This is a genomic window from Candidatus Acidiferrales bacterium (genome assembly GCA_035515795.1).
GTDB lineage: Bacteria > Bacteroidota > Ignavibacteria > Kryptoniales > JAKASW01 > JAKASW01.
The window spans coordinates 33,034-59,291 of the sequence record DATJAY010000003.1; the positions used below are offsets into that span (position 1 = coordinate 33,034).

21 protein-coding genes are annotated in these 26,258 nt (G+C 48.3%); 18 read left to right on the top strand and 3 right to left on the bottom strand.

Annotation, left to right across the window (positions count from 1 at the left end):
• Positions 1–230 precede the first annotated feature (230 nt).
• From VLX91_01430 to VLX91_01440, 3 genes are read right to left on the bottom strand one after another with little or no spacing between them, the layout of a single operon-like run.
• Positions 231–1,940, bottom strand: coding sequence for an adenylate/guanylate cyclase domain-containing protein (locus tag VLX91_01430; protein HUI28847.1), 1,710 nt, complete (start codon positions 1,938–1,940; stop codon positions 231–233).
• Positions 1,941–1,955: 15 nt separating this feature from the next.
• Complete coding sequence (locus VLX91_01435) at positions 1,956–2,666, bottom strand: hypothetical protein (GenBank protein HUI28848.1); 711 nt, start codon at positions 2,664–2,666, stop codon at positions 1,956–1,958.
• Between the two features lie 11 nt (positions 2,667–2,677).
• Positions 2,678–3,898, bottom strand: a complete 1,221-nt coding sequence (locus VLX91_01440) for a hypothetical protein (protein HUI28849.1) — start codon at positions 3,896–3,898, stop codon at positions 2,678–2,680.
• A 311-nt stretch (positions 3,899–4,209) separates the two neighbouring features.
• On the opposite strand from VLX91_01440, the gene VLX91_01445 reads away from it, so the two are divergent.
• The 18 genes from VLX91_01445 to VLX91_01530 all read left to right on the top strand — a co-directional run bounded on the left by VLX91_01445 (position 4,210) and on the right by VLX91_01530 (position 26,074).
• Positions 4,210–4,392, top strand: coding sequence for a hypothetical protein (locus VLX91_01445; GenBank protein HUI28850.1), 183 nt, complete (start codon positions 4,210–4,212; stop codon positions 4,390–4,392).
• Positions 4,393–4,517: 125 nt separating this feature from the next.
• On the top strand, positions 4,518–5,330 hold the full coding sequence (locus VLX91_01450) for a methyltransferase domain-containing protein (protein HUI28851.1): 813 nt from the start codon (positions 4,518–4,520) through the stop codon (positions 5,328–5,330).
• A gap of 467 nt (positions 5,331–5,797) precedes the next feature.
• On the top strand, positions 5,798–6,037 hold the full coding sequence (locus VLX91_01455; protein HUI28852.1) for a hypothetical protein: 240 nt from the start codon (positions 5,798–5,800) through the stop codon (positions 6,035–6,037).
• Positions 6,038–6,072: 35 nt separating this feature from the next.
• Positions 6,073–6,405 carry a hypothetical protein gene (locus VLX91_01460; protein ID HUI28853.1) on the top strand — a complete coding sequence of 111 codons (333 nt, stop codon included), beginning with the start codon at positions 6,073–6,075 and terminating at the stop codon, positions 6,403–6,405.
• 201 nt (positions 6,406–6,606) lie between these two features.
• Positions 6,607–6,855 (top strand): hypothetical protein, encoded by a 249-nt coding sequence (locus tag VLX91_01465; protein ID HUI28854.1) that lies wholly within the window; start codon positions 6,607–6,609, stop codon positions 6,853–6,855.
• Positions 6,834–7,415, top strand: a complete 582-nt coding sequence (locus VLX91_01470; protein ID HUI28855.1) for a hypothetical protein — start codon at positions 6,834–6,836, stop codon at positions 7,413–7,415. The genes VLX91_01465 and VLX91_01470 overlap by 22 nt, the downstream gene beginning before the upstream one ends.
• Positions 7,416–7,447: 32 nt before the next feature.
• Positions 7,448–9,403: a hypothetical protein gene (locus VLX91_01475; GenBank protein ID HUI28856.1), complete on the top strand. Its 1,956-nt coding sequence runs from the start codon at positions 7,448–7,450 to the stop codon at positions 9,401–9,403.
• A gap of 3 nt (positions 9,404–9,406) precedes the next feature.
• A complete protein-coding gene (locus tag VLX91_01480; GenBank protein HUI28857.1) occupies positions 9,407–9,754 on the top strand; it encodes a T9SS type A sorting domain-containing protein in 348 nt (115 codons plus the stop codon).
• A 70-nt stretch (positions 9,755–9,824) separates the two neighbouring features.
• Entirely contained in the window at positions 9,825–10,676 is an 852-nt protein-coding gene (locus VLX91_01485) for an MBL fold metallo-hydrolase (GenBank protein ID HUI28858.1), read from the top strand.
• 258 nt (positions 10,677–10,934) lie between these two features.
• Complete coding sequence (locus VLX91_01490; GenBank protein ID HUI28859.1) at positions 10,935–13,139, top strand: glucoamylase family protein; 2,205 nt, start codon at positions 10,935–10,937, stop codon at positions 13,137–13,139.
• A gap of 192 nt (positions 13,140–13,331) precedes the next feature.
• Positions 13,332–14,381 (top strand): T9SS type A sorting domain-containing protein, encoded by a 1,050-nt coding sequence (locus tag VLX91_01495; protein HUI28860.1) that lies wholly within the window; start codon positions 13,332–13,334, stop codon positions 14,379–14,381.
• A gap of 111 nt (positions 14,382–14,492) precedes the next feature.
• Entirely contained in the window at positions 14,493–17,231 is a 2,739-nt protein-coding gene (locus VLX91_01500; GenBank protein ID HUI28861.1) for a sugar-binding protein, read from the top strand.
• Between the two features lie 465 nt (positions 17,232–17,696).
• Positions 17,697–19,496: a T9SS type A sorting domain-containing protein gene (locus VLX91_01505; protein HUI28862.1), complete on the top strand. Its 1,800-nt coding sequence runs from the start codon at positions 17,697–17,699 to the stop codon at positions 19,494–19,496.
• A 47-nt stretch (positions 19,497–19,543) separates the two neighbouring features.
• On the top strand, positions 19,544–20,902 hold the full coding sequence (locus VLX91_01510) for a YCF48-related protein (protein ID HUI28863.1): 1,359 nt from the start codon (positions 19,544–19,546) through the stop codon (positions 20,900–20,902).
• 399 nt (positions 20,903–21,301) lie between these two features.
• Complete coding sequence (locus VLX91_01515) at positions 21,302–22,552, top strand: YCF48-related protein (protein HUI28864.1); 1,251 nt, start codon at positions 21,302–21,304, stop codon at positions 22,550–22,552.
• 212 nt (positions 22,553–22,764) lie between these two features.
• Positions 22,765–24,024 carry a GAF domain-containing SpoIIE family protein phosphatase gene (locus VLX91_01520; GenBank protein ID HUI28865.1) on the top strand — a complete coding sequence of 420 codons (1,260 nt, stop codon included), beginning with the start codon at positions 22,765–22,767 and terminating at the stop codon, positions 24,022–24,024.
• A 588-nt stretch (positions 24,025–24,612) separates the two neighbouring features.
• On the top strand, positions 24,613–25,188 hold the full coding sequence (locus VLX91_01525) for a class I SAM-dependent methyltransferase (GenBank protein ID HUI28866.1): 576 nt from the start codon (positions 24,613–24,615) through the stop codon (positions 25,186–25,188).
• A gap of 142 nt (positions 25,189–25,330) precedes the next feature.
• A complete protein-coding gene (locus VLX91_01530; GenBank protein HUI28867.1) occupies positions 25,331–26,074 on the top strand; it encodes a hypothetical protein in 744 nt (247 codons plus the stop codon).
• The last annotated feature ends 184 nt before the right edge of the window (positions 26,075–26,258 follow it).

Genomic DNA, 26,258 nt, shown 5'->3' on the forward strand with positions numbered 1-26,258 from the left:
TCTCACCGCAAACCACCTTCGTGTGTTACGAAGGGATCCCTTCATAATACGCTCAACTGACAGTTACAATATGAGAGGTGCTCGCTTCAATGTCAAGCATGCGGAGGTGAAGTTATAGCTAAATAACTACATCCGATGTTTCAAAAATGCCGATAATTCAAGTAAAGGTTGGAATCCCGGTAACAGCTGATTGTTCTTTGCCGTCTGGAGAGTTTGTCAAAAACGGTCCGTCAGTATTCCACTTCGTAGGTTTGGACCGGACGGCTCATGCCCCTCACCGCGATTGCCTCCAGCGGCTTCGTATGAATTTCTTTTGTTGTCAGCAGTCTCCATGATGATTCCGAGATAATTATTTGTCCTGGCTGAGCAATCGAGCATAGCCGTGCTCCCAGATTCATGTTGTTTCCCAACACAGTATGATCCATCCTGTCTTCGCTTCCGACATTTCCGACAATGGCCATGCCGGTATTTATTCCGATTCCCACCTTGATTTCTTCGCGGTCTCTTGCGTCGATCTTGCCTATCTCATTCTGGATTTCGGCCGCGCAAAGGACAGCCTCGTCGGCCATCTTTTCCCCTTCGAAGATCGCGATCAGCTCATCACCGACATATTTGTCGACGACACCGTTATACTTCGTTACAATCTTTGCCTGCAAACTGAGGTATGCGTTCAGAAGTTCAATTACGACTTCGGGTTCGACGCGTTCCGATATAGATGTAAAGCCGCGGATGTCAGAGAAAAGCACCGTAACGTTTCTCCGCTCGCCGCCGAGTTGAATCTTTCCGCCGTCCTGCTGGATCATCCTGACGGTCGAAGATGAAATAAACTTACTCATAAGAAATCGCTCCTTCAGCCCGAAGATCATCTCGTTGAAGGAGTGTGCCAGCATGCCGATTTCATCTTTGGACTTGACCTCGATCTGAAAGTCATAATTGCCTTTGAGAATCTGTTCTGTTCCGCTGACCAGCTTCCTTACCGGAGATGAGATGCCCTGGGCAATGAGGAACGCACCGACGATCGCGACGATGAGCGCGACAATCCCGACTGCGATGATGACGTTCTTGATTGTCCGGAAGCTTGCGAGCGCGTGATCCATAGACACGGACATTACATACACCGCATTATTTCCTTCCGATGCCTGCGAATATGCGCACAAAAAATTCTCCCCGTTTAGCATCACATTTTGCTCAAATGTTTTTCCGGCATTCAACAGCGAATCGATCGATCCTCTGTTCACCAGATATGATTTCAAGAGATCGAGCTGGGCAATATCGGATAATGTAGAAGCTTCGACACGATTGCCTTGTATGAATGAAATGTCGCTTTGTGTGTCGTGCTTTAGGGACTGAGCTTCCTCCTGAGTGATAAGATTGCCCAGCGTAAGAGTTCCTATGAGAAAATCCTGGAATATCGGGACGGTAACCGCCTGGTAAAGCTTGTCATTGATTATCCAGATCGAAATGTCGTCCGTGGAAGGATCTTTTCCGCTCAGAGCCCTGCTGACGGAAGGCTGTGAAGCAAGAGTGTCACCGAATTTTTCCGGGTGATCGAGCCGAAAAAGCACCTCTCCTTTTTCGTTTGTGAGCGTGAATAGATCGACGTGAACCAGTTTCGCGGGGCTTTCCTGCCGGTTGAGCACATAGTCTCTGATCGTCGCCGGGTCCTTCGTGGAGAGCTGCGCCTTTAAAACGGGGAGCTCCGAGATCAACTTGCAGGATTCGACAAGCCTCTGGTTGCGGAGGGAAAGAAATCTTTTGAAAGTTTGGTAAGTGTTTGCAAAATCCTGCTGGATTTTCGAGTCGGTGAGGTCGTGAACTTCGTCCCTTACTATGAGAATGACAGCGCCGCTGATCAATACAACAAGGGCCGAAGTTAGAATCAGCATACGCTTGCGAAGCGATGGAGCGAAAAGATTGCGGATTAGTTTCGTCTTGTCCATGGAATCTTCGGATACTCATTCCAACACAGGATGGGCCGTAGTCGTGCTCCCCGCTGTGATAGTCACGGTTTCGCTTTCAGAGTGAAGTCTTTCATGCCAGACTTTCATGGTATAAGTCCCGGGCGGAATGTTTTCTATCTTGAAAAATCCATGAGCATCTGGTTTTGTAAAAAACGGATTGTCCAGGACAATGATGAAAGCCGACATGTAGGAATGAATATCGCAGAAAATTTCCGCTACACCGGTTTTGTCGAACCTGACGGGAACCACTACACCGGTGGGACGCCGGCCGATATTGAACCGCTTGGTTGGCGACAGAGAAAACACGTTATGATATGTATCATCTTCATTTACGAAATCAACGAAGGTCCCCTTCAAGATCGGAAGGACGTGCGGAATGAACGTTGCATCTTTTTGATTCATGGTTTCATGCCGGGGTTCGGAATTTTCATCGGTGTGAAGTTCTTTCCCTTCCAAATAAATCACGACATTCTCATTCTCATTGATATGCTTCGGCATGTCAGACATATTCGGCATCTGGTTTCCGTACGGTGTTCCGGGCTCCCTCCGGATGAGCTGGGTGGCGTTGTGGAGTTCGACGGTTCCTTGAAGTGTCCCGTTCCTTGGTTGAGAAAACCCGCCGGTGTGCCGTCCGTTTTCTGTACCGCCCGAAAGACCGGATGCAATCAACCACATACTTATAATAAAAAGAAATGAAATTTTCATCTATGAACTTCTCAAAAGGAAATTACAACAGCAAGACCCAAAATGTCCAGCTTCGGCCTGGGATTTACTGAAATGTCAGTCCTCTGATAATCCAGCTTGACCAGCACGGAATGCGTCGGCTTGTATCCAACCCCCACCGCATATCTGGTTGTATTGCTGTCCCATGGTATGCTCTTGCCGTAAGTCGTCGAGTATTGATACGGATCGGTGATGTTGCTGAACCACAGAGGATTGTAACGGAAAGCTAAGAAGAGTCCCGGATAAAACCCGGCGTCGATTCTTAAATCGAGAAGAAGTTCGCGACTGTCGAGATTCAACCAGCCTCCCTGCGGCAGCCCGTTCGCATATTGATAACTAATGTACGGCGATTTGAAACGGTTGAAAATATATTCGGCATCAAGTTCATAATACAGGTAAGAGAGTTCCGCGTCGGCACCTAATGTCGTCTGTGTATACCGGTCTAGAGAAAGGTATTGATTCGCGCTCGAGGGAGTCATGAACGGTCCCGAGGCATATGAAATGCCGAACGTTCCCCAGATTGCCGGGTGCAGTGCCACTCTTCCTTGAATTGACGGGTTGTCATTGAAGTTGTAATCGCTCGACGTGGAGGAGAGCGGCGCATTCGTCAGGGCGACGTCGTACTGCAGGAAGTTATCTATGAACGAACCGAACGCCTCAGCGCCGATGTAATAACCGCCCGTGTACATTGTATTCAAACGCCCGCCATATTGGGTGTTCGCTGCGGAGACTTCGCTCGAATCGAGGTAACCGGTCTGCGGAGAAACGTTCTGAGGATAAACAAAGAAAAGAGGATAGCCGATGAAAGGGTTCTCCGTCGCAAGCTGGCGCTTTGCGAACAATCCGAACGGGGTCACGATTTTTCCGACGGAGAGTGAGAGAGCATCGCCTGCAAGATTTGAAAATGTCGCGTAAGCGAGTTGGAAACTGACTCCTTTGAAGTTCGGCGAATCCTGAGGACTGTTTGCGATGCTTGTCGTAAATGTGATATTATCATCGACATCCGCTTCTAAGAAGAGTTGAAACTCGTGCACATTGAGCTGAAGGTAGTCATTAGGAAGGGAATTCAGGTCCTCTCTGCTATCCGCACCGCCTTTCAAAATTTGAAAATCGTAAATCCCCCACCACCTTATTTGGGCAAATGATGGCACGGAAGAGAGAAACCAAATTGCCAGCATTATATATTCAGATTTCAGACGCTCTAGAAATTTCAACGAAATTCTCTCCGGATAAAGATGTATTATAATGATTTGACAGCGAACGCGTGATGAATATAATAACCATGGCTTCCAAGAAAGAGTTTCCGAACGAGGGCATAAAATTGAAACCCTCCGGGGATTTAAGATCTCCGAGAGAATATAACAGCCAAATGTTGCATTTGAAAATATCCGTGTTTAAACTCCGTTCAACTTGTGAAAGGGAGAGGCGATGAGCAAAGTACGAATGGCATCATTTCGATCGTAACTTGCATCAATTATTCTTTCTTTCGCAATTTCATCCAGTGTGCGGAGGAATCCTTAAGCGAATGGCGGCCATCGACGGCAGAATAGCGGGCATATGGAGCCGAATGTTCAAGAAAGACACCGTCGTCATTTCAACGAAAATGTTCAGACGAGTGAAGAAATTGGAGAAGAAGTTGATGAGAGGAGCAGCAGAGAAATACGGAACCTTCGTCGGCAAAAAAGTCATTATTGATATTGCGGGATGAGACAACGATATTGGCCAAGGACCAGATTATGACCGCTCGACCCTTACATCTGTCGACAGCTATGTGGCAGACGGGTTTGTTTTCTCACGTTCTCAATGTTCACTTTGCAGTATGAAAGAATAGCAATGTCGCAGTACATACATGGAACAAGTTCTGAAGAGCAGCAGCGCCTCACGCTCCTGAATACCATTCTCCTGAACGAAGCCTGCCTGGAAGAACTCGCACTTTCCGGGGGAGAAAGAATCCTCGACGTGGGAAGCGGATTAGGCCAGTTTTCTCGAGCGATGGCAAGAAAGGCGGGAGCTGCCGTCCTCGGTATTGAGAGGAGCCGCGAACAAATTGAGGAGGCAATACATCAGGCGAAGACGGATCGTGAGGAAAAATTGACGGAGTTTCGCGAGGGCGACGCGAGACAACTCCCTCTCCGTGAAGAAGAGTGGGGAACATTCGACTTGGCAACCGCACGATTTGTCCTCGAGCACGTTCCTGATCCGTTGAATGTGGTGAAACAGATGGTGAAAGCGGTTAGGAAAGGAGGACGTATCGTTCTCGCAGATGACGACCACGATATCCTAAGGTTATACCCGGAAGTACCGGAGTTTGCGGATCTGTGGGCGGCATATATGCAAACGTACGCTAAACTCGGGAACGATCCGATTGTCGGAAGGAGGCTCGTTTCTATCCTGCATGAGGCAGGGGCTCTCCCCGTCAGAAACACATGGATTTTTTTCGGAAGCTGCAAAGGCGAAAAGCGTTTTGATGTATACATCGACAATCTGATCGGAGTCATTGATGGAGCTAGAGGAGAAATAGTCCGGCAGGGACTTTTCGAAGAAAGAAAATTTGATCGGATAATAACATCCTTCCAAAGTTGGCGCGAAGGGCCGGACCCATCGTTGTGGTACGCTGTTTCCTGGGCTGAAGGGACTAAACGATGAATCGGGATTGAGTATTTCCGCGCATTGCTGTCGGCAGCAGGGCATGGATAGCAGGATGTGCGCCAAAGGTTGTTTCTTTCTCTCGCGTTATTTATCATGTTTACGTCATGAGGCTTTCTCCAGCGTGCGATCTCACTAACAATCGTAGATGAGTATACATTATATAGAGAGGTAGCGGTCGTATTATGTGCTTCGTAACTCAATAGAACCGAAATGCGTCAACGATAACGAACCAACATTGACAAGGAGGCTGTATAAAACTATACACAACTATTCTCGCACCTGCTGTCATCCTCGTATTCCTGGAGATGGGATGCGGCAAAAATAATCCGACAGAATACGTCGATGGTTATACTGTTCATCTGACGGACAATGCCGGAACAACCTATGAGGGCGACTTTTTCCCCTTTTCTGTATGCCGCACGTGCAATTACTCAGGAGAATAAAACGTAAACTACACTGTGACAATGACGGGCGAGCCGACGATAACCGACAGTTCTGATGAGCCAACCGTCGGCATGTTATCGGTTCTCGCTTTGCAAAATGCGACATTGCAGAGCGGGATGTTTTCGCTCTTTCCAGTCGTCGAATATTCCTACGCTGGAACCGGATCTTACGACACGAGCCGTTATTGCATGAAGGAGACGCAGGCTGTGTATATCAACGCATTGAAACTAAGCGATGGCCGTTTTGCAGTGTTGAATTGAGTCCACAACTGACAAAGGCGGAAAGGATATCCGACATGATTCTGAAATCTAGACCACCTGTTACGGTTATGATTGTCTGTGCATTCGAATTGCTCGGACTAATTCTGTTGCCGTCTGCCCTTTCTAAAGAGACAACGAAAGCAATTGGGCTGTGGTACCAAATCTACATAGTGGCAACCGGTCTCGCCAGTGTTTCCGTGATTTGGTACCTCTGGAAAATGAAAAAAATCGGATTGTATATTTATTTTCCTTTATATGCACTACACAATGCCGTTGCTGTTGCAGTTGGGAACTGGCTCGTGTACGTTCTGATCATTCCCGTGATCGGAGCTTTGATGTTGCTTCCGCATGCGAAGACAATGACGTAGTGCAGTAGCCGGAGCTGATATAGCAGGGATTGATACCCACCACTGAAACGGCCGCCCTGTTCCTTGTCTTTTCGCTATACTTCGTGAAATACAGAAGAGTGATGCCAATTATTTTGGCTCACTTGTACTTCGATCTGTTCTCATTGATAACCCAGGCAAAGTTCTGAAGTTGGACTGTAACCAGATGCCAAATGCAGAAAGATGAGCGGTGATGACGCAGGGCGCTGCCATGGTTCTTCCTTTCTTGACATTACAAAGTGGGACAAATATATTCAAAGCGGATTTTGGCCGTCTTCGGGTCAGGTGGAAAGGCGGGATCCTCTGGATGGGCGGCTTGGAATCATGAGAAAAAGTGGAGCCGAAGAGTCGCTGGGCCTGACCTCGCTCAATCTGGTTGTGCAAGACGCCTCATCGAAAAAGAAGGATGTATGCGGTACAAATTACTATTGATACCCGCGCTGATCTTCGTGGGAATACTCTTTAACAGTTGCAAGAAATCCGGAGACACGGTCACCGGCCCGTCCGACGAAAACAATTTGATCGTGAATTCTTCTTTTGAATCAAATGGTAAAGCTTCACTTCAGGGTTGGAACGTTGGCTGGTGGGAGACAGAAATGGTTCATTCGGCACACGATGCTCCTCCAGGCGGCGGAAGCTGGTCGGTAGAGATAGATAATGGTACATTCACCTCCGGGAACCAGATATGGTTTACCGTGCACCCTCATGCAGGCCATCATGTTTACAAATTCTCATTTTGGGGAAGATATGACGCGGGCAATCTGCAATTGGGGAGCTGCCAGGGAGGCGTTCTTTTGTGGCTCCATAATAATACGGACCGTTATGGCAGTTACACAAAGATTGATACCACAATCTGGGAAATGTACACCATATTCGATACACTGGATACTTACCAAGGTGACAGTATACCGGTCGAACTCGATGGTTGCGTTGATGGACCAACCTCCGCGAAGACTTACTTTGACTTATGCAGGTTAGAGGTTTTGAACTGATGAAGACCCTGCAAACAGGAAAGGGCAATTCAATGCATAAAGCGATGACCCAAAATCTAGAAAACTTCATAGATCACCTCCGTGATTTTAGTTATGTCAGAACAGTATTTCCGCTCCGGGCAATAATATTTGTTGGACTTCTTGGTTTGCTTGGAATACTAAGTCCTCAGGAATCACAAGCGCAGGTTTTTGGGCCGCAAGAAATTAAATGGTTATGGGTGAGCTCTTTGCGGCAATGGTTTTCGAACGGCGGCTCGGAAATCGAGTGCGGCAGATTTGGGAGAAATGATCCGAACCAGCAACAGAATGACGGATTGCGCTGGCCTGCCCAGTACAAATATCAAGATCACAACGTCGGCAAAACATTATGGATAGGGACGACGAACTTCACCGATCCCGCTAACGGCGTAACCTATCCTTTTAAAGTTGTCGACTTCGGTCATTATTTCATGTACTTGAATACAGAAATATATCCCGAAGAATTTAGACTCATAGGCCGCTTCAATCATCCGACGGTAACCGTTGACGGCACTCCCGCAAGTGATCTTGATTCGAATGATCTTGATCTGGCCGGAGGAGAAGATCAACTCGATCCCGGTCTATCCGCTGATCGAATGATTTTCAATAGAGTGAATACTCCCGTCGGGATAACGGTATACAGAAAGGTACTCGCCTTCACTCAGCAGTACAACGACAATTATTACATCTACGAATACGTATTCAAGAATACCGGGTTCATAAATAATACCGGCGGGAAAATGGCGCCGGCTCCGACCCTTACCGGTGTGGTATTCGACTTCAGGTACCGATTCGCCGATTGCAATATGTACTATGTTCGGCAGGGGTTAGCGGGTGGCGCCGGGGAGAATTGGGGTTGGAGTACTATCAATGATGCAGTGGGGCAAGACCCGGCTCACACTCTTCCTGCACCCAATAACTTTCGCGCTGTCCTTGAGTATTATGGACCCTTTCGCCCTTACGATCATTATCCACCGAGCGACTTCATGTCGGACGATATTGGCGGCCCGGATTATCTGGATGGATCGATCATGTGGGGGACGCATTTCATTGGAGAAGTAGTTTTACACGCCGATACATCACCGCACGACACAACTGACGATCCGACTCAACCCAAAAACACCCAATTCACTTCTTCTGAAAATACAATTGACTTCAATACAACCAACTTCAACGTCCTGCCCTGGGACCCGGCAAATTCGACCACGCAATTTGACTCAAGCTTGATGCGAATGCAGTACCAGAATATGACTCAAACCAACTCAGGACAAACGCACGCTCAACTGGTAGGTGAAGACACGAATGGCTGGCCGACAGACGTCGTTTATAATAAATGGGAAGGAGGAGCGGAGGATGGTGGAGTTTCTTCCCAGCAAAGTTTTGGTCCTTATACGCTCGCCCCGGGTGACAGCGTCAGGATTGTAATTGCAGAAGCCGTTGCGGGAATTAACCATGGACTCAATAGAGAGATAACAAAGAATTGGTGGGTCTGGTATAACAACGGCAAACGCGATAGTGTTGATCTCGCGCTTCCTCCGGGATCTCCCTGGGATGGTGGGACGACGAAAAATGGAGATACATATAAAAACGCTTGGGTATTTACTGGAAAGGATTCGTTATTTCAAACATTCCGAAGAGCGATAGCTAACTACAACAGCGGATATAAAATCCCGCAGCCCCCCCCGCCGCCGGATAGATTTACGGTTACATCGGGGGACAATAAAATCGCTCTTGCATGGTCTGACAATGCGGATGCAAGTCCGAATTTCGATGGATACAGGTTATACAGAGCAGAAGGAAGAATGGATACTATGTTTGATCTGATTTTTTCCTGCAATGCCGCAAATGTCCTGCATAGTTTTACTGACACAACCGTAAGAGCCGGTTTGAAATATTTCTATTATGTCCAGACAAAAGACAACGGCTCGGCGAATCCCGGTTCGGTTGCCCTCAATATTCCTGCTGGATAACCCTTGGTAAGCGGCATGTTCTACACCATGACGAATTCTCCGGCACCGCCTCCTGTGCAGTCTGCAGGCGGCGCCTCAAGCATTCCCATGGAATTTAGTTTGACGCAGAACTATCCGAACCCGTTCAATCCAACGACAGTCATCAGTTATCGCTCGCCAGTCATGAGTAATGTCACTTTGAAAGTTTATGATGTTCTCGGAAGAGAAGTAAAAACATTGGTCAACCAACGCGAGACCGCCGGAAGTCATTCGGTAACTTTCAGTGCCGGCGATTTGCCGAGTGGAGTATACTTCTACCGCCTGCAGGCGGGGAGCTATAGTGCAACGAGGAAACTCTTGTTGTTGAAATAAAACTGCCTCTCTTCATGTCGCGCCTTTCATCTGGTGCGATGAGGAAACAGGCGACGAAAAGGAACTCCATGTGAGACTCACAGAGAAATTACATCTACTTAAGATCGATTTTGAAATAGAACTGAGTCCGGCGAAGAAACTTCCAAGGTTCGTCAACGTTCTCATTATCTTTGGAGACAGGATAACGTTGATTGACACCGGTGTCAAAGGAAGTGAAGAAAAAATTTTCGCGTACATAGAAGAGAACAATAGAAAATTTTCCGAGATCGCGGCAGTGATACTATCGCATTCGCATCCTGACCATATAGGCTCGGCTGCTAGGATCAAGGAGCTGACAGGCTGTGACGTATTAGCGCACCGGGATGAAATTAGCTGGATTGAGAATATCGAGATTCAGAACAAAGAGAGACCGGTGCCGGGTTTTTTCAACCTGGTCGATAGGTCCATTAAGGTCGACAGGTCATTGAGCGGCGGAGAAATCTTGAAAGCCGACAGCGATGTCACTCTGAGAATAATCCATTCGCCGGGACACTCAAAGGGCTCGGTGAATATTCATTTCGACGAGGATAAGATCCTATTTACCGCCGATTCGATTCCGCTGAAGAATGACATTCCGAATTATGACGATTACTTCGCCTTGATGAGATCTCTTGAGCGGATAAGAACAAGCAGCAACTACAGTACGTTGCTCACATCATGGACACCTCCTTTGACGAGCAGTCTTGAAATAAAGAACTTAATCGACGAGGGGGAGAGCTATATGTTGAGATTGGATGATGCCGTCAGGACAACATATACAGGAAAGGAATCAACACCGTTATCATTCTGTCGAACAGTGATACAGCAGCTGGGTTTGCCGCCATTCTTGGTGAGTCCGGTGGTCGATAAGGCCTTTAGAAGTCACCTGCGGATCATTAGTTAGTGACCGGCATTCTTGAAATTACAACATGGAACAGATATATTTTTCGTGTGAGATAGATCAGGATTTGCACGAAGTGGAATAATCGTCGTATCCATCTCAAGACCTAAAGGAAAGGGGATTCCCAGGAACGGTGGGAATTATCAATGAAGGATAACTGGAAAATCGGCGGGCTCAGGTAAAACTCGAACGCGGCACAATTGCCTTAGTTAAAAAACCAGCTTATCGCAGTATCCATGTTGTTAAAACAGGAGAGCTGAAATGAGACGTCCATCAAGCTCAATTTATTCACAGATGATCTTCAGGAGTTGCCTATTAACGATTGTTGGTCTCCAATGTCTGACGGTCCCCCGCACCCTTGCACAATCGATTCATTATCCGCAGAGAAGTTATATCCTGGATGATTTTGACAACGACACAACAACAAACGTCAATGATTTTTTTGGCACAAGGGGAGTGTGGTATGATAGTGCTGCTCTCATTGATGCGAGTTATATCTCCGCAGGTGGCAGAAACTATTCGCTGAGACTTACATATGACGTAAGCGATCCGTCAGCGCAATGCGGGTGGTGGGAAAAGTTTACATATCTCTATAGCGATCCGGACAATCCCGTATTTGACATAAGCGATTTCGATGAGTTCAGATTTTCTGTCAGAGGAGACAGCTCGTACGCGGCAAGGTTTTACATCGAGTTTGTCCAGGGGAATTTCCAGAAACAGAAACGCATTGAAGTTGATGGAATTACGGCGAGCTTCCAGGAAAAAGTAATCCCGTTAAAAGACTCCTTGGCGGGATTTGATCTCACGCAGATAAGGCATGTCGCTGTCGTCTTGGATAGTTCTCTTACTAAAAAGAGAGGGGATCTTTATTTCGATAATTTTTACTTTGTCAATAAACATGAAGGTTATTCGAACGACAGCACTTTCCTTGATTTGATCAGTAAAAAGGCGTTCAGATATTTTGTCGAACAGGTTGATCCGGTCACCGGCCTTGTTCGCGACCGCGCCGGCAACTTTGACTTGACGAGCATCGCGGCAGTCGGTTTTCAATTAACTGCACTGGGTATCGGCGCCGAAAGAGGCTGGATCACGCGAGACTCTGCGGCTTCCGATGCGAAAAAAATCTTGAATACCCTCAGCGCCCGTCAGGATTCAAGTGCAAATGGAAGCAACGGGTTCAAAGGATTCTATTATCATATGATGGGAATAGGCACGGGCTTGAGAGATGGAACAAGCGAGCTTTCGTCGATCGATGCTTCTCTCTTTTTCGCCGGCGTCATGTTTGCGAGAGAGTATTTCAACGGATCTGCTTCCGGTGAAATTCAGATAAGGGCATTGGCCGATACCATCATCGATAGAGTAAACTGGCGCTGGATGCTGGATGCGCTGAAGAATCAATTCTACATGGCATGGACTCCTGCCGATGGCTTCAGCTATTCTCACTGGGATTATTATACCGACGAAGCAATTCTCGTTTCATTTCTGGCAATCGGATCGGGGAAAGTTGATCCGAGTGTCTTCTATGCATGGCAAAGGGTTCCGGCTGCATACGGAGATTACACTTTTCGGCAGAGCTGGTGGGGATCACTCTTCACATATCTGTTCGCTCATTGTTGGATCGATTTTAAAAAATGCGGTTACGACCAGTGCCAGGATTCGGTGAACTGGTGGGATAATTCCGTACAGGCGGTCAAAGCAGACCGGCAGTTCTGCATCGATAGTTCGGCGAGTTATTCGACTTACAGCGACAGCAGCTGGGGATTGACGGCCTGCTTCGGACCCGGGGGATATAACGGTGGCATGTCAAAGAGTTACGGGGCTTTTCCGTTGGCTGATCCGCCGGCCAACCACGATGGGACTATTGCACCATACGGCGCCGGTGGCAGCATAGTATTTTTCGATCCGGAAAATAATGAATCTATACATGCGTTGAAGAACTATTACAACAATTATCCTCGATTATGGGGAATCTATGGTTTCAAGGACGCTTTCAATTTGGGAAGAACCGCCGACTCGACTGACGATTGGTATGCGAACGACTATGTGGGACTCGATGTCGGGACATTATTATTAATGATCGAGAACTACAGAACCGGTCTGGTGTGGAATTATTTTTCAAAGAACAAGCAGGTTGCGGCGGCGATAAAAGCGATTTTTAACAAGGACATAGCGGCTGTTAAGAAAAATGCCGGCGATATTCCGCTGAGCAATTCGCTTCATCACAACTTCCCCAATCCATTCAATCCTTCGACGGTCATTAGCTATCGGCTTTCTGCAGTCAGCGATGTTACGCTGAAAGTCTACGATGTGCTCGGACGAGAAGTAAAAACTCTGGTCGACGAACACCAGACCGCGGGGAATTATTCTGTTACACTTAATGCAGCAAATCTTCCCAGCGGCGTATACTTCTACCGCTTGCAGGCTGGAAGCTATATTGCAACGAAGAAACTTTTGCTTTTGAAATAGGGAAACGAACTCACTCCTGTTCCCCCTCTTTACATTGTAGAGAGGGGGTCGGGCCTGTCCCGCAATGCTCCTGTGCGGTAGGTGAGCACGTTCTTTCTCCTTTTCTTGGCGATTCAAGATGGACAGAAATTTATTTTCGTTAAGATGTTGGTGTTGATGGGATAGGGTATTAAATTTTTTCGGGAGTACAAAATGGTGAATAGAACATATGTTTTCGTTTTTATGCTTGTTACTTTTCCGTCTGAAACCATTTTTGGTCAGATGATTCAGCTTACTGACCAGTGGGGAACAGTCGATGTCAAAAGCGGAGAGTATCGAGTGTATAATAATGTTTGGGGTGCATCAACGCCGCAGACATTAACGGTCGACACGGGTTCAACATATTTTACAATTAATTCGACAGGACATAATTTGCCGAGCAACGGTGCCCCGGCCTCCTATCCATTCATTCTCAAGGGGAGCCACTTTGGCGGTACGCCGACTCCAATGAATGATCCCTTCCCTATTGTGGTTTCAAAAATACAAAATTGTTCGACGACCTGGAATATAAGCGGCACAACTGCACCTGGAGTCTGGGATTGCGCGTATGACATTTGGTTTGTTCAAAATGGGAACAACAAACTTGAGATGATGATATGGATCAACTATCAGGGTCCTCAGCCGGCAGGCGGACAGGTGACAACCGCAACCATAAATGGTATTTCCTGGCAAGTCTGGTGGAATAATTCGAGCACCCTTTCGTACAGGATAGTCACCAAGCGGGACAGTTGTAATCTTGACATAAGAAATTTTATGAACGATGCGGTGACTCGCGGCTATCTGGATACCGCGTGGAGTCTTGGCGCTGTCGAAGCGGGATTTGAAATCTGGCAGAACGGCGCCGGTCTGACATCGGATTCATTCTCGGTTGATACGGAGACAGTGACGGAGGTGGATGGTCCGGTTGACATCCGGCCAAGCGGTTTCCGGCTGGAGCAGAATTATCCGAACCCTTTCAACCCATCAACGGTGATTAATTATCAATTGGCAATGAACAGCCAAGTTACTCTGAAGGTTTACGATGTTCTTGGAAGAGAAGTAGAGACTTTATTGAGCGAGCCACAAACTGTAGGAAGTCATTCGGTAACTTTCAACGCGACCAACTTGCCGAGCGGAGTGTACTTTTACAGATTGCAGGTTGTAGATCCCGTTCGCGGGACCGGAAGCTACACTGCGACGAAGAGACTATTGCTATTGAAATAGACTGCTGAAACCCATTCCGGCTCGCTTTCGGAGTTATCTGGAAAAGCGAGTCGGAGATAATCGAAAAGAAAAATCTCGCGGATGGCAAATCCGCCAAGGGAGGCAAACATCATGAAAGTTCGAAAATTCTTACTGCCAATTGCTTGCTTAATCATAGTGTCAGGTTTTACGCAAGCGAAAACAAACCGTCGCGACAAAGTTTCCAAAGTCGTCTCAAACCAGTGGGTAATTCCAAAGACAGAAATTGCACCAAGTCTCGATGGTATGGTAGATCCGGTGTGGAATGCCATCGACAACCAGCCTCTTGAATACTTCAATTGCAGTGCCGAGCCCGTAACCAAGTGGTCGGACTTTTCTGGATGGTGCAAGCTGATGTGGGATAACAACAATCTTTACGGCTTGTTCTATGTCATGGATGACGTCGTCGATACGACGTCAGGTGTTGACTGGCAGATGGATGGCGTGGATGTCTACATTGATCCGGGAAACACTCACACTTCCGGGAGCATCCTCACCGGACTACAGCGACAATTTTCTTTCAGACTCCCACAGAAAATTGACTCGGTTGAGGCGGTCTACGGTCATGGCCTCCAGTACAGATGGTTCCTGGATGCAGCTTCGATAAGCGGTGGCGGTCCGATGGGGTACTATGTGGAGTTCCAGTTTCCATTGGACAGCCTCGGCATAGTGCCATGCGCAGGCCAGAAGTTCAGTCTCGAACTCCAGGAAGACGACAATGATGGGACTCCGTCAGGGCGAATTCATATTTCGAAGTGGGCAAACGCAACTGGCCTGGATAATGATTGGCAGCAGACCCTGCACTGGGGCAATGCCGTTCTTGGAGATACCACCACGGGGGCCGATGTCGACAACACTTATTCGTACGTTTTCATGAAGACTCCTGCACCTCCTGCACTTACCGCGCGCACAGTGACGGACGGCTACCCAAGCGATCCCGCTTGGAGCTGCGCCAACCAGCTTACCATGGTCAATCCCGGCCAGGGTGCCTCATGGCCTTCTGGTCCGCAGGATCAAGATTGGCGCTTTTATGGATTGTACGATAATAACAACATCTATGGGTTCTTCATAGTTTATGACGCTACCGTAGATAGCACGAGCTTCATCGATTGGCAGATGGACGGCGTGGATGTCTATTTTGATCCGGGAAACATTCACTCTTCCGGGAGCACGCTCACTGGACTACAGCGCCAATTTTCGTTCAGACTCCCACAGAAAGTCGACTCGGTTGAGAACGTAATTGGCAAGGGTTGCCAGTATAAATGGAGGGTTTTGCCTAATACGGGGAACGATTCTGTGTTCAGCTCTTGCAGAGGCTACGCCGTGCAGTTCCAGTTTTCTCTGGACAGCCTTGGGATATCGCCCGGTCAGGGAACGCGATTCAGTTTTGAGTTGCAGACTGATGACAATGACGGAGATGGGCGCAGCCACGTAACCAAATGGTGGAATACTTCGCTGATGGATGACGATTGGCAGAATACTTCTCACTGGGGCAATGCAAAACTAGGTCCCTCTTTCATAATTATTACACCGAATGCTCCTTCCGCGCCGACCCTCGCGAATCCTGTGAACGGTTCGACTGGCGTTATCAATCATCCGACACTCTCCTGGAATGCGAGCACGGGAGCAGAAACCTATGGGATTCAGGTTTCGACGGACCCGACATTTGTAACAACAAACTATGACACCGCTGAAGTACCGGCGACTGGTTTGACGGTGAACAGATTACTTTATGAAACGAAATACTACTGGAGAGTCAACGCCAGCAACTATGGGGGCACAAGCGGCTGGTCAAGCATATGGAATTTCACAACATGCGCACCGCCCCCTTATGCACCCGCTTTGATTTCTGTCAAAGATGTACCATTCGATCAAGGCGGCAAGGTTCAGCTTATCTGGCACGCTTCACTGCTCGACACGAATGTTAACGCCATGCCATACTACTGCATATGGCGTGCAATTCCGCAATCGGCAACCCGGGGCGTCATGTTGAAAAATTCAGTCGACAAGTTGGGCGTCCCAGGCAAAGCCAGAAAAATGAGGGTAACAAACACCGGCGCAGGATCGCTTGCGTGGGAGTGGCTCGCGGATCAGCCTGCGCACAAGGACAGCCTGTACTCGTATGCTGCATCGACGCTGAACGATTCGATGCAAGGGAATGAAGGTATAGAATACTTCATGGTCTCGGCTCAGACGGCTGATCCGAACGTTTTCTATGATTCGAATATTCAAACCGGCTATTCGGTCGACAACATTCCGCCGCTACCACCACAGAGTGTAGTTGCTTCGATCGTGTCGGGGAAAGTGGTGCTGCGCTGGTCTGCGAACACTGAGCCCGATCTTAAGGATTACCTCGTGTATCGAAGCGACAGCACGATCCCCGATTCCGACAAGATGCCTCCCTACGACACGGCATCGGGTACGGTGTACACCGACATGCATCCGTTGGCTGGCCAGACGGCATATTACGTCCTACGAGCCGAGGACATCCATGGAAACCTCAGCAGTGTCAGTAATCAGGTCTCCGCGGTAGCGACTGGTGTTGAGAATCAGCACTCAGGAATTCCGACCGAATACAGCCTTGGACAGAACTATCCGAACCCGTTTAATCCGACAACGGTCATCAGTTATCAGCTGCCGGTTGTTAGCAATGTCACGCTGAGAGTTTACGATGTGCTCGGAAGAGAAGTCGAGACGCTGGTGAACGAACGCCAGACGGCAGGAAATTATTCGGTGACCATCGACGCTAGAGACCTCCCGAGCGGACTTTATTTCTATCGCCTTCAGGCGGGAAGCTACACTGCAACGAAGAAGCTCTTGCTTTTGAAATGAACGAATAGCCGTGTGCATGATCTAAGCTGATTCGCCGGTTGACCGTGCGATCAACTCAGCTCATGGACATTCACATTTTTCCGACAACGAACCGTGAGAGAGAATACCCTCTGCGGTAGTTGGTAATGGCTCAGTTTCAATTTCTTCAGGAGTTGAAGGAGTTATTTAGCCGCAAAGGAGACGCTAAGTCCGCAGAAAAAAGCATCAATTCCCTCTGCGCCTCTTTAGCGCTCTTTGCGGTTACGTCCCCAATGAGCCGCTACCCGGTACTTGCATTTCATGTGAATTAGAAATAACTTTAATAGTCAGTTGGGGGGCGTCCATAAAAAAAGTGGATCAATTCCTGCCGGCGGCAGGGTGCCTCATATAATCTTTCATGCAAAGAGAGCGCAACAAATAGCGCATGTCAGGGTTCGGCTTTTAATCGCGACCGCCAATCGCAATTCTAAAAAGGAGATTTATATCATGTCTAGAAAATATTTCATCGCTTTAATATTGGCTGTTGGCATCGGCTTTACGCTGACAACTGCAAACGCCCAGGAATTCCCCGTAGCAGTGGGAGGCGATTCGACATTTGCTCAGGGCGGGGCTTTTGACGGTACCCACTATTTGTGGGGGCTGGTCTCAAATCATAATGATCTTTCCGCTCAGTTCGTCGGCACCGGCGTGAGTCTGTACGGACCAAGGTTCTCATTGGGAGCGACAGGTACCGGCTTGTCGATCGCGTTCGATGGAACGAATTATCTCGCAGTGTGGACAGACCCCTTCCCGTTCTTTGCCAGCGGCGACACGAATGGCATTGGTGACCTTCACGGACAATTCATAAACACATCCGGAAGTCTGGTGGGAACACCATTCACGATTGTCACCGGCGTCAACATAAAATTCGGTCAGGGTCGCGGAGAACTTATTTTTACAGGTACGGATTACCTTTTAATGTATGAGAAGGGCGGCAATCATCAGGATCATCTATACGGACAACTAATAGACAAATCGGGCGGTCTTGTAGGAAGCCCGATCCAGATTAGCAGCGGCTATGCGCGGGAGATGGCGACCGGCTTTGATGGTACGAACTATCTGACGGCATGGTGCGAAGGGTCCGAGGTTCACGAGTATATCTATGGCCAGTTTGTCAGCAAACAAGGCGCGCTTGTCGGCTCTAACTTTTTGATTGACGGCAGCCCCAACGCGAGCGACAATCCCGTGTCTGTGGCCTTTGACGGTTCAAGATATCTTGTAGCGTTTCACGATGAAGCTGTGTACGGTGCGAGCTCGAGCATCTGGAATCTCTACGGCCGCTTCGTTTCCACTTCGGGCACAGTCGCACCGAATGAGATAACGATCTGCGATTCGAGCAAGAGTCCGTTTGTCCCTATGCTTGCGTTTGACGGCACAAACTACCTCGCAACGTGGATAGAAAATGCCGGACTTATGCGAGTAATGGGAAGGTTCTTCTGTACGACCGGTGTGCCGGTCGATACCGCATTCGTGGTGTTCGATACATTGGGTGGTAAAATGGCGATGGGTGGTGTATCCGACTTCGCAAACGGGCATTATAGGCTGGGTGCTACACTGCTGAGTCCGAATCTTTCCGGCGGCGACGTGTATGGAAAACTTATTGTGCCGTTAACAGTTGGAGGAAATTCCTTGCTCGGGACATGGACGAAAACAAACGGACCGGCGGATGTGCTGACGTATTATTTCAACAGCGGTTCAGTCGTTACCATGACGATGGATTTCGATACCATGATGACCTCCGACTATTCGGTCGATTCGTCCGTCACCCCTCACCACATATCATGGTACGCCGGTAATGGAAAGTTAGGAGACCTCGGGATATGGCAGATGAATGGGGATACGCTGCTGGTGAAAGCGACCGGCGGCGATACGACAACGTTTCCGACGTCTTTCGGCACTGAGACCAAATATCCCTCTGTAGCCACCAGCTATGCAAAAGTTAAACAAACGACCGGTGTCAAAGGAAATCAAAACACTGCGGCAAAAGGATTTGCTCTACTGCAGAATTACCCTAATCCTTTTAACCCGTCGACAGTCATCGGCTATCAACTCTCCACGGTCAGCAATGTCACGCTGAAGATTTACGATGTTCTTGGAAGAGAAGTGAAGATATTAGTTGACGAGCGCCAGCCTGCCGGTACTCATTCTGCCACTTTTAATGCGGCCAGCTTACCGAGCGGAGTGTACTTTTACAGGCTACAAGCAGGAAGTTTCAGTGAGACAAAGAAACTTTTGCTATTGAAATAACAGCGGCTCAGACTAGAATCAAATGTGATTGAGAAAGGACAAACATCATGTTCAAGAACATACTTAGCTGTTTAATAATGTCATTCGCTTTCTTAGCGATGACGGCATCCGTTGAAGCGCAATCGTGGGATTATCAGACAAATCCTACGATAGGTACGGCAGATACGCTGGGTGGGGGCAAAATTCAATTCGTAAGCTCCACCGAAGGCTGGATCTCTCTCAGCGAGGGCAAATTGCTTCACACAACAAACGCCGGAACAAATTGGTCCGTGGTGACGCCCTTTCCTTCAGACACTGTGTGGAGTTTTTCTGACCCATCAATCACTATGAGTTGGGTCAGTCAAACACATGGCTGGAAAATCAACGCGATAGGAGCGGGTTTCGGTGATGCCCATGGCGCTGTAATTCACAAAACCACGGATGGAGGCAGCACCTGGGAAAAGAAAATAATATCGACAGACTCGGGCGAAGTCGGATTACAAATCCAATTTGTCGATGACAATAATGGTTGGGCTCTTATCTATAACCTTTCCAACGGAAGCGGAAGTTTGCAGAAGAGTACTGACGGTGGAGACAATTGGACCTCGATTGCTTCCGACTCTGTCGGCATTTTTTATTTTGTAGATGCAAATAACGGTTGGACGGTCGCCGGCTCCCAGGATTCATCCATGCTAATTTGTCACACTACGAACGGAGGAGTCAATTGGGTCAGCCAATATACAGACAGATCGCCGGGGACACTTAATGCCATACAGTTTACCGATTTAGATAATGGCTGGGTGGTTGGTGATAGCGGTAAAATTCTGAAAACAACCGACGGCGGTGCAAACTGGACTCCTATTACAAATACAGGAATTAACCCTCTATCATACAGTAAGTGCCTTTTCTTTTTGAATGCGGATACCGGCTGGATTGGGACAAACGATGGCATCCCCGAACACGGTCCTGACAGGGTAATCCTGCACACTACCGATGGCGGTTCAAGCTGGACTACGAGCTTTAGGGATAAGAATAATAACAGCGCCATCTTTAGTGTTTTCTTCCTGGATGCGAACAATGGATGGTTTACCGGCGACTACGGCCTCATTGGCCATACGACCAATGGTGGAACGGGAGTAGGAAACGATGGAATCAAAATCCCCGATGCCTACTCATTGGATCAGAATTATCCTAATCCCTTCAACCCTTCCACAGTCATCAGCTATCAGCTCTCCACGGTCAGCAATGTCACGCTCAAGGTTTACGATGTTCTTGGAAGAGAAGTTGAGACGTTGATCAATCAACGTCAGGCCGCGGGAAGTCATTCGGTTACTTTCAATGCAGCCAATTTGCCAAGTGGAGTGTACTTCTACAGACTCCAGGCAGGAAGTTACAACTTAACGAAAAAACTTTTGCTGTTAAAGTAATAAACTCACCCCCAACCCCCTCTCTATTCATAGAGAGGGGGGCCGGGCCTGTCCCGCAATGTTCCTATGCGGCAAGGTGAGTACGTTTTTCCCCCTTTTCTTGACAATACAAAATGGAACATCTATATTCATAATGGTTTTTGACCGCCCAGGGTCAGGTGGCATGGCGGGATCCTCCGGATGGGCGGAAAGCATCGAAAAGGTACAATTAAAAGCTCAGGAGGGCTTTCAAAATAAGTTGAATATTCTAGATTCACGCAGCACACAAGGGAGAGATCCACGTCCTCAATCTATCTGGCAGGTTATCTTGGACCATGCGCTTGGGGAGACCCGAAGAAGCCGCCTGGCATCATTCGAATAGTTGGTTGCAATCGCACTTTACAGGGAAAGGAAAATGTTATGAAGAAACATCTACTAACAATGGCATGTTTGATGTCCCTCTCTTGTCTTGCAAGCGCCCAAACATCATGGACACAGCAGGTAAGCAACACCGATAGTACTCTTTGGGATGTATGTTTTGCAAATGATGCTGTCGGCTATGCATGCGGAAATTACGGGATCATATTGAAAACAACGAACGGCGGGAAGTCCTGGGTTTCTCAAAACTCTGGAACGACGAGCCAGTTGGGCAGCATCCATTTTCTCGATGCCGAGAACGGATACATAAGCGGTTTCCTTGATAGTTCCGTCGTGTTGAAAACAACCAATGGCGGGAACACCTGGAATATCGTTCTCAATATCCCCAATAAGCATGCTGGAGGTCTATGGTTTGTTAATCCCGATACCGGCATAGTTGGATTGGGGACAACTGCATATACGAACAGCAAGATTTTAAAGACACGAAATGGCGGAACGACATGGGACACCGTCTATTCAACCGGCTGGATTAGTTATTTCTATTTTCCAGACTCGAAAGATGGGTACGCGACTGGCAGCCTCGGCACAATTCTCAGGACCTCAAACGGCGGCGATACTTGGGATTCCGTCAATGTCGGAGGAAGTCCCTGGATGTCAGGAGTGTATTTCTCGGACAAATCGAACGGTTTTGTCGGTGGCGGCAATTACCAAAGCGGGTCAGGAGAATTATTCAAAACTACCGACGGCGGAAATACGTGGCAGGGTATTTTGACAAGCGGAGCGATAGCAAAAATCTTCTTCATGGACACGAGTACAGGATATGCAATTAACGCCGACTTTAGTGGAGCGGGAACGCTTTTGATGACTACGGACGGCGGAGGTCATTGGAATCCCGAAAGCACTCCGAGAAACGGGATAAGAGGAATATTTTTAACGCATGATGGAACGGGATATGCGGTAGGCGACAGCGGGTTGATTCTCTCCACTTTAGGACCGACGAAGGTTGATGACAGAGGAAACATCGCGCCCGCACAATTTACTCTTGAACAAAATTATCCTAACCCTTTCAACCCGTCGACGGTCATTAGTTATCAGCTTTCAGTAGTCAGCAATGTTACGCTGAAAGTTTACGATGTTCTTGGAAGAGAAGTTGAGACATTGATCAATCAACGCCAGGCTGCAGGAAGTTATTCGGTAACTTTCAATGCGGCCGGCTTGCCGAGCGGAGTGTACTTCTACAGACTGCAAACCGGGACTTACACTGCGACGAAGAAACTCATGCTCCTAAAATAGCAGGCTGCTTATCACCCGTGATCCATCATCTCTGCAGGCAGGCCGTTGCATAGCCGATTAGTATTGCGTCATTTAGGCAAAATTGATATAATGGATTCCGGCTGCAGTCCAATGAACCGGTTCGGAGACCGCCGGTAATTTCCTGCGGCGCCGGTTCTTAGGAATGAATCGATGAACCATGAAGCCGATCATTCGGAAGGATAACCACGGAGATGAGTAGCGAGGATCAACAAAAATTCATACAGGATCTCGTCCTGCTCCAACGGGTGGCACAAATGATCAATTCCAATTTGGATATCGATTCCCTTCTGGAAGAAATCGTCAACGACGTGTCGCAGACGTTTGGCTGCTCGCGGCTCGCGGTCTTGTTGAAGGATAATCTGGCAAATGAGCTTATCGTCGGAGCTGACTGTGGCGGAGATTTTAACCGGCACATCAAAGGGGAACGCATAAAAATTGGGGAGTATGGAATGACGGGACATGTCGGTGCCACCGGTGAAACTTACTATGCTCCCGATGTCTCCGTGGATCCGTATTACGAAGTGAGCGACAGCCAAACGCGTTCGGAAGTCGATATCCCGCTGCGATCACACGGTCAACTCATCGGAGTATTGAACGCTCAACATAAAGAACTCAACGGGTTTTCCTCCAACCGCATCCAGGTTCTCGAGGCCCTGGCAGGTCACATCGCAACGGCCATAGAAAACGCGAAGCTGTTTCAGAGAGAACGCAAAGAAAAAGAAAGGATGTCGAAGGAGCTGGTCGAGGCACGAAACATACAGCGAGGACTGTTTCCGGACAAGCCGCCGGACATTACGGGATTCAAGATCGACGGCAAGTGTCTTCCATGTCTGGAAGTGGGGGGCGACTGGTATGACTACATCACGCTTCCGGACGGTCGACTCGGGATTGTCCTCGCGGATGTCTCGGGCAAAGGATTGGGCGCAGCCATGCTGATGTCATCGACCCGCACAGTCCTGCGATTGGTTGCAGAAGAAGGGCATTCTCCCGCGAAGGTGTTGAACCGTGTAAATCATTTATTACTGAAAGACTTCCCGACTGCCAGGTTTGTCACAATGATATATGGGATCCTCGACCCGAAGGACGCGAGCATCGTTTTCGCAAGCGCAGGGCATTGCTATCCACTTCTTTCCGATTCGAGCGGGACGCGCTTCTTAAAGACGGACACGGGAATGCCCCTCGGGATCCAGGAATCCGACTTCTCCGAGCAGACGATCGGGATAGGGGCACACAGCCGCCTTGTCCTGTACTCCGACGGCATTACCGAGGCGATGAACTTGTCATCCGAACAATATGGAGAGGCACGTCTCGTAAATCATATCGCGGATCGATCATCCTCGATCGACAGCCTTTTAAATGATGTCCAAATATTCAATGGCAGCTCTCCGGCTTCTGACGATACGACAGTCGTAATGATAGAATCCAGCAGGGATAACGCGGACATATTCTAAGGTTCCACGCTTTACACCGCGGCCAATCATTGACAAAATATTATTTGTCGGTCGTGAGCCGCTGCCCATAACACGCCACTCACGATCTGCCTGCTATGACCTGTTCACTTTTCGCCCGTCACTGTTAGCGGTACTTGTTCAGTTTGACCATAGGCTATATAAAAAGCGAACCGCCATCGCGAGGATCCGCCGAAGGCGGAGACGTGGCGATCTCATCTCGCCGTGCTGTCGATCCTGCGTTATTTTCGATTGCAGGAAAATGAGATTGCTTCGTGGCGCGAGGTGCGCCACTCGCAATGACAGTCCGGTTTGATCGTCTAATTCAAACTGAGACACTACCGGTTTGTTGACTTTGCATAATGGAACGACTAAATTTTTCTCAGCTGTCAGACCGCCCACGGTCAGGTGGCAAGGCGGGATCCTCCGGATGGGCGGAAACCATCGAAAGCATAATCGAGAAGTCAAAGAGAGTGAAGCAGAAAACAGACTCACAGACTCACAGAATCCGTGCTGCCTATGCACGAAGTTGCGGAACTGCATTGTCCGAAACATCACAAGCAATAATTAGATTTTACCTTTAGAGGAAACATGGAACATGAGAGAAACCGGGTTTGTCCAGTTGAGCTCGCCAACTCACTCGACAGCAGAATTAGAAGGTGGCTGCAGGATCCGCAGGATATATTAAGTCCGTTTGTCAGGGAAGGAATGAAGGTTCTTGATTTAGGTTGTGGACCGGGATTTTTCTCGATTGAGATGGCAAAGATGGTCGGCAAGAGTGGAAAAGTAATCTCAGCCGATTTGCAGGAAGGAATGCTGCAGAAGCTCCGCAGCAAAATCAAAGGGACTGAACTGGAAGAAAGGATCACACTCGTGAAATGTGACAGGGATAGGATCAATGTACCGGAGAGAGTCGATTTTATCCTGGCTTTCTTCATGGTCCATGAAGTGCCCGACAAGGATTCTCTCTTCAAGCAATTGAAAAATATCTTGAATGATGACGGCGAATTTCTGCTCGTGGAGCCGAAATTGTTTCACGTATCCCGAAAGGAATTTGAATCGACGACCAAGCTTGCCGAAAGCAATGGGCTCAAAGTGTACCAGGGTCCCAAAGTACGATTTAGTTGGTCGGCCGTACTGAAGAATCTCCGACAGGCAGGAAGCTAACGGCTCCTCTTTCTTGATACTACAAACTGGAACATCTATATTCACAATAGATAGTTAACCGCCCCCGCTCAGGTGGAATGGCGGGATCCTTCGGAAAGGCGGAAAAGAGGAGAAGGAAAGGATAATTGAAATGTCAGAGGGAATGAAGAGAATAGGCTTAGAGAATTCGAGTTCCCTGATACGAAACGGTAAGCGCCGTCTTGGCAGGGAAAAGCGAGCCGCCGGAGTCGTCTCTTTAGCCGTGATCCTGATGATCCTTTTACCGGCTGCAGCATTCTCTCAGGGACAATTTCTCAATAAAGGGGAAAGCGGCTTCGGAGTTGACGCTGCGTACACTTCTAACAAAGATGCGTCAGGCTTCGGTGGATCCATGGTGTATTCTATCAAAGGCATCATCGATATTGAAGCGTCCTTTTCTCAGGTTTCCCTCAATCAACAACCGTATAAGGTCAGCGGTTTCGCGGTTTCTCCGCATATAACAGCGTACATGAAAACCCATTCGTCCGCGAACCGTCTGTTTGGTTCGATCTCCATGGCGTATGAGACAGACTGGTATTCTTCGGATGGATCGGGCTTTTATCCGATGCCGGTCTCCGGCTCGAATTACTCTTTTGGTTTTTCTGTTTCTGCCGACCTTTATTCCCGCGCGGCCGTTTACTGCCAGCCATCCCTTGGCGTAGTCTATTTTTTTGGCAAGAGCGAAACGGCAGGTTACTTTTCCCGGGAGACGATTGGCACGCAGGGGATAGTTTTTTCGGGAGGAATTTCGGTCGTGTTCAAAACTTCCCGCATGAACTCCTTTGCGATCGGGCCGGCCGTCGCCGTCTATAAAGCTCTAACGAGCTTCTCTATCTCTGCAGCTTTTGTTTTTGGAGACTATCGATGATTCATGTTTTCTTGACAATACAAGATGGAACAGATATATTTACCACGTGAGGTAAGTCAGGGCGAGCAACCCTCCAGTGAATTGTTTCAGGAATTATCTCACATGATAATCCGCCCACGGGTCAGGTGGCATGGCGGGATCCTCAGGATAAGAGGGAGACATCAAATAAAAGCATAACTGAAAA